The organism is Ureaplasma urealyticum serovar 8 str. ATCC 27618, from assembly GCF_000169535.1.
Classification (GTDB): domain Bacteria; phylum Bacillota_I; class Bacilli_A; order Mycoplasmatales; family Mycoplasmoidaceae; genus Ureaplasma; species Ureaplasma urealyticum.
Genome location: NZ_AAYN02000002.1, coordinates 809,991 through 816,201, shown reverse-complemented (window position 1 = coordinate 816,201; position 6,211 = coordinate 809,991). Strand labels below are relative to the sequence as shown.

Genomic DNA, 6,211 nt, shown 5'->3' with positions numbered 1-6,211 from the left:
ATAAAAATATTTATGAATAAAAAAATGACCCCCCTTGCTTTAAAGGAGTCATTTTTTATTTTCTATCTAAATAGAATTAGTTTTTATTTCTTGTTTTTAAAAAATCTTCTCATCCAAGAATTGAGGCGTTTTGACTATATAAATCTTCTTCACCACTTTTAACATATTGGCGTGTTTCATCACTAAAACGACGATCAGTAAAGGCTCAATTCTTAATTTGTTTACCTTCATCCATCATTTTCTTAAATGCTGAATTTTTAATTAAACCATGTACACCCATTAAGATTAAATTAACATTTAAGTTTTTAATAGGTTCATAATTAGTTGTTGTTCAATTAACATGATCTCCTTTAATGCTAACTGCTTTAACATTACTTAATTGTGTTTTTATTACATCATTTAAATAATATGCTAACTCAGGATCTTCATGAACACTAGTTGATAATTCACCTTTTACTAATAAATCTGGTTTTAAACCTAAAGCAATACAAATATCTAAAACTTGCGAATTAGTTGCTCAAATTTTTCAATCAGCACGATTTTGATCACGATGTCTTTTAAATGGTGAATCTATATTTGATTTAATTATTTGCACACCATCTTTAGTTTCTAATTCATCATTTGATAATAATTTTCTTAAAGTTGGAATTTTAAATTTTTCTTGTGCTTTTAAATGCTCTAATTCATCTTTTGGCATTCCAAATGCTTTTGATAGTGTATATAGCATGCGATGCATGCCAACAATGCCATAACTTGCATGTCAAACAACACTCATAGGTAAGGGAATTAAATCTTGTTTTTGATTTGCTTTTAAAAATTCACGCGCTATATAACCTTTATAATCTTGGTCAATCATTCAATTAGCAAAATCTTGAGTAATTTTTAAATTACGTTCTCCATTTTCATTATAAATATTAGGTACAATAGCATCATCATAAATATAAACAACCTTATCTGCAGTTTTAGCAAATGAACTTTGTAATTTAGTTGCTAAAACACCTTTTTCAACTAAATTACCTTTTGATGAAACCAGTGAACCAAAAGATTTTCATGTATCTAAAATATCAACAGCATCCATAGATTTAGGTGTTGGAAAAAATACTCCTAATCCTGGTAATGCTTCAAAATCAGGTTTAGCATACAATAGTGGATATTCAGCTGGTAATAATATTCCAGGTGCATTGATTTGATTATCATCTTTTTGAAAAGGAGCGTAATTAATTAAAAATAAAGCCGTTTTCTTTTGTTCGCGTCATTTCTTTCAAAATGGTGAATTAGCATACATTTTAATATCATCTTTAATTGTTTTAATTACATCTTCGATTTGTGCACTAAAAGTTTGCTTATATTCATTTTTATCAATTAATGATTTAAAATTTTTTGATTTTGTTAAATCAACATATTTATCTAAATCTTTTGCAAGTTTACGAGCTTGCTGAAATGGACTATTTCATCAATGAACTCAATCAATAAAATTATCCTTGCCTTCTTTTTTATTTAGTATAGCTTCAATAATTTTATTTGTTTGCTCTTGTGAGTTAATCTTTGTTTTTTGATTATTTTGTTTTGAACAAGCAACAATGCTAATCGTTGATATTGCACCCACAAATAACAATGCGATTGTTGAAGTAATAATCTTAATCTTTTTCATAAACTATTTATCCTATTCTCTCATTTAATAATATAGTTTATATCATTAAATTTATAGGGTATTTATTTTAATATATCAAAAGATTATTAATATTAAATAAATAAGGAAAAAAGATAGTAATTCTATTATTTAAGTGAGACCATAAAGTAATAATAATTTTTTAAAATAAACAACAAGAAATGGACTTTTTTACCTATATATAATAATGAAGGACAATAAAATAATATTGTGTATTAATTTTTGATAACTTTTTAGTATAATATTACATAGTTACATCTAAAAAATCCAATATTTTTAATTTTTAAAACTTATTTATCGTAAATAAGATCATTTTTCAAGGAGAGAAAAAATGCAAAAGTCTTCAATGCTTAAGAAAGAAGCGGCCATTGCTCGTCGACAATGATATCTTGTTGACGCAACTGACTTAGTTTTAGGTCGTTTATCTGTTAAAGTAGCAGATATTTTAAGAGGAAAAAATAAAGTTGATTACACACCAAACGTTGATGCTGGTGATTATGTAATTATTGTTAACTCAGATAAAGTTGTTTTAACTGGCCAAAAGGCATTACGTGAAAATTGATATAATCATTCACACTACATTGGTGGTTTAAGAACACGTAGTGGTGAAGAAATGATTAGTAAATATTCAGATGAACTTATTCGTCGTTCAGTTAAAGGAATGCTTCCAAAAAATAAATTATCAAAACAAATTTTAAATAAATTATTCATTTACAAAAATGATAAACACCCTCACGAAGCTCAACAACCAACTATTTTGGAATTAAAGTTAAAATAGAAGAAGGAATTAAATTATTATGCAAAAAAGTAATATCGTTGAATACAAAGGTTTAGGTCGTCGTAAATCTTCAATTGCAAGAGTTAAATTAGTTCCAGGTTCTGGAAAGGTTTTCATTAACGATCGTCAACCAGAAAATTATTTTCCAAATAAATTAGTTATCCAAGACATGATGCAACCATTAGTTTTAACTAAAACAGCTGAAACTTATGATGTTTATGTTAAAGTTATTGGTGGTGGATTTAATGGACAAGCTGGTGCAATTCGTTTAGGAATCACTCGTGCTTTAATTCAAACTCGTGAAGATTTAAAAACAGATTTACGTAAAGCTGGCTTAGTAACACGTGATTCACGTGTTAAAGAACGTAAAAAATTCGGTTTATATGGTGCACGTCGTGCTCCTCAATTTACAAAACGTTAATTTATTTTGAAATATTAAAGATCTAAAAATCCATCTTGAATGGATTTTTTATTTATCTTATAAAGGTTATATGTATACAAAACTAACATGAAACAATTATGAAATTGTTGAACAAATAAAAGAGAACATTAATCCTAATCAACAACTATCAGCTCTAACATTATTATTGTGAAGTTATTATGGTTATGATATTTATTTTGAATATTTAAAAGATGAAAATATTGTTTTATTTTATGCTCGAGCAAATGAACAATTAAAATTGATTGAAAATGATAATATTGCTAATCAGTTTATAGATAAATTCTTTATCATCTTCATTTATTTTAATGATGAAAAATATAATTGAACAACACTAATTCCCATTGCTTTAAAAGCATTAAAAGAAAATTTTAAAAACCAATCTTTACTAGTTGCTAGTGGAATAGTATATGAAGATTATTTAAATGATTTATTAAAATTTAATCATGAATTAGTTTATACTTGATATTCTAATTTTATTTATGAAACAGAATCATTGAAATATTTTCGAGGAAAAGCATTACAAAAGAAGCGTAACAATCTTAATTTCTTTATTAAAAACTTTAAAGAAGATTATGAAATTATTAAGTATGATTCCCAAATTCATTTAAATAAGGTTTGTGTTTTTTTAAAAAATTGAGATATTAAAAATTTTATCAATTCAAAATCAATGTTAGTTAATTCTAATTGTGATTTATTATCTAATACTCAAAATAATCCTTATTTTGCTGGATCAATTTTAGTAAAAAAATCAACAAATGAAATAGTTGGTTTTACATTAGTTTATATTCGTCCTAATATTGCAGAAATCATTATTGAGCAAACTGATCGACAAATTAGAGGAATGTATCAATATTTACTATCACAAAACTTAATCATCAATAATGTTAATAATTTATTGATTGATCGTCAAGATGGAGCATGATCTGATAATATAAGTGCATCAAAATTATCATATCAACCTAAAATAATTACTAAAAGAGCTAATATTTTAATTAAGGAATAAAAAATATGATGAATGATAAATTAGTTAAAGAATTAGATGGAATTACTAGATTATATTATGAAAATGATCATGAACAATTTGAAAAATCTTTAATAAACATTTGAACAAAAACGATGGGTTATACACCTAATTTACAACAACCAAAAACATATAATGAAAAACTACTTTATATGTATTTAAAAGCTGATCAATCAAAAATTTTAGAAATTGTTGATAAAATTAGTTTTAAAAAATGATTGATTAAACATCGATTATATCAATATCAAGTTCCAACATTAGCAGTTTTTAATCGTCAAAATCAAATTACTTTATTAGATCTTAATAAGTTTGCTAAACCTTATATTATTAAATTAAATAACAGTACTGAAAACGAAGACTTATATATTGTTCGTGAAACTACATCACAAGCTGAATTGATGCAAATTGCAATTCATTTCAATGATATTTTACTTAACAAAAAAGTTAATCAATCACGTAATTTTTATGAAACATGATGTTATTCGCAAATTAAACCACAAGTGCTTGTTGAGCCTTTATTAGGAAAACAAACCTTAGTTGCTGATTATAAGATTTTTTGTTTTGAAGAAGAACAATTTTGTTTGTATATGAATAAGGATGAGATTGAAAAAAATAATTGAAATTGAGATTTTTTAAAAAGCAATATTTTTGATTTAAAAAACAATAAATCTATTTTAAATGATGAAACAATTGATTTTGATTTTAGTGAAATAAAAAGCGTTTGCCAAAAAATTTATCAAATTTTAAAAGATGATTTTAAACATTTTCGTGTTGATTTTTATTATGTTGATAATCGTTTATATATTGGCGAAATTACTTTTAATACATCAAATGCTTTTTTTACTTTTTGAGATGATCCTCAATGAAGACAAAAAGATCTTGAATGAGGTAAATATTGAAAATAAAATGAAAACCTGCGAAATTCAATCGCTGGTTTTTTAATTATTTTTTTGATGATGATCGACCCAATACTTTTGTGACATTTGAAGCACTACGCACTTTTACGTTTGAAACGCTAATTCGTTTTGTATCATCAAATAAGTCATCACTAAAATAGATTTTTTTACGACGTTTAGCTTTTATTTTTAAAGCTTCACGTTCTTGGTTTTGAAGATTTTCAATACGTTTAATTTCTTCTGGGTCTTGAATTACATTATTTTTAATTAATTCTTGAACGATATCTACTTTAATTTGTTCAGAGAATTCGTGTAATAAACGTTCATTTTCACTTTGAAATTCTAAGAATCGACGATTATCACGACGTTTACCATATTCATTAATTACTGAAATTAAAGCTGAGGCGAATAACGAAGTTAAAAAACCATAGTAGGTAACACCAATTACTCCTAATATAACAGCAAACACTTTACCAGCTGGGGAAACAGGGGTAATATCACCATAAGCAATTGTTGTAATTGTCCCCATGGCAAACCATAGAGTTTCACCAAAATTTTTATGTTTATATAATGGATTGCCAGGCAAGATATTATTTATTGCATAATAGTTTTGTTCAATTCGATAAATAATAAAACTCAATAAAAAAGTAAATAAAACTAAGATTAAAAATGATGATAATAAAACTCGTCAACGACGTCTAAATATTTGTCAAAAGAAGTTAACTTCACTACTTAAGATAATATTTTTAATGATTTTTGAGTGTGCACCTAAAATTTTAATTAAAAACATGCAAGGCACAATATTCATATAAGCATTGTTATTAACTATTTGATAGTAACAACTAATTTTTTCATTAATAGATGTAGCTTCATTCATTTTAGTAATTAAATCTAATAATCCTGTATTGTAAATGATAATAATCGCTACAAAAGAAACTAAATCTAATAAATTAACAAATCGAAATGGTGCAATTAAAAACGCTTTGAGACGTGAGATAGAATTATATGTATAATCTGCGTATGAAATACGGATTAAATAATCAATAATAAAGAAAATATTAAAAGCATAATATACTTCAAAATATTTAGCAATAAAATCAAGGTGTGCTTCATTAGCTTGTTTTAGTTCAACATGATTATAAATAATAATTGTTACTGAACAAAAAGCAATCATTATTACTAATAATTGATAAAAAAAAGAAAAGAATGTTTCTGGAACAAACATGCGTTGATAGGCTTTCATGTCTGTTCATTCATAAAAAAAGTAACGAATTCGATTAAAGTAAATTGCTTTATTTTTTTTAATAAATTCTTTACGCTCATCATTAGTCATTGTTTTATTTAACTCCTAGTATTTTAAATAAAATAAATAAACCAAAGGTTTGATCTTTGGTTTAAAAAGCTT

General features: G+C 25.2%; 6 protein-coding genes. 4 read left to right on the top strand and 2 right to left on the bottom strand.

Features of this window, described 5'->3' with window-relative positions; all coding sequences use genetic code 4:
- Window positions 1–76: 76 nt before the first annotated feature.
- Window positions 77–1,651, bottom strand: a complete 1,575-nt coding sequence (locus UUR8_RS03345) for a hypothetical protein (protein ID WP_004025532.1) — start codon at window positions 1,649–1,651, stop codon at window positions 77–79.
- Window positions 1,652–2,000: 349 nt separating this feature from the next.
- On the opposite strand from UUR8_RS03345, the gene rplM reads away from it, so the two are divergent.
- The 4 genes from rplM (at window position 2,001) to UUR8_RS03325 (ending at window position 4,815) form a co-directional block, all read left to right on the top strand.
- The gene (gene rplM / locus UUR8_RS03340) at window positions 2,001–2,447 is read left to right on the top strand and encodes a 50S ribosomal protein L13 (RefSeq protein ID WP_004025887.1); all 447 of its coding nucleotides are present in this window, start codon (window positions 2,001–2,003) and stop codon (window positions 2,445–2,447) included.
- Between the two features lie 19 nt (window positions 2,448–2,466).
- A complete protein-coding gene (gene rpsI, locus UUR8_RS03335) occupies window positions 2,467–2,868 on the top strand; it encodes a 30S ribosomal protein S9 (RefSeq protein ID WP_004026084.1) in 402 nt (133 codons plus the stop codon).
- 70 nt (window positions 2,869–2,938) lie between these two features.
- On the top strand, window positions 2,939–3,892 hold the full coding sequence (locus UUR8_RS03330; RefSeq protein WP_004025694.1) for a hypothetical protein: 954 nt from the start codon (window positions 2,939–2,941) through the stop codon (window positions 3,890–3,892).
- Window positions 3,893–3,897: 5 nt separating this feature from the next.
- A complete protein-coding gene (locus UUR8_RS03325) occupies window positions 3,898–4,815 on the top strand; it encodes an ATP-grasp fold amidoligase family protein (protein WP_004025761.1) in 918 nt (305 codons plus the stop codon).
- A 37-nt stretch (window positions 4,816–4,852) separates the two neighbouring features.
- Here UUR8_RS03325 and UUR8_RS03320 read toward each other — a convergent pair whose 3' ends face one another.
- The gene (locus tag UUR8_RS03320; protein WP_004025515.1) at window positions 4,853–6,139 is read right to left on the bottom strand and encodes a potassium channel family protein; all 1,287 of its coding nucleotides are present in this window, start codon (window positions 6,137–6,139) and stop codon (window positions 4,853–4,855) included.
- Window positions 6,140–6,211: the final 72 nt, after the last annotated feature.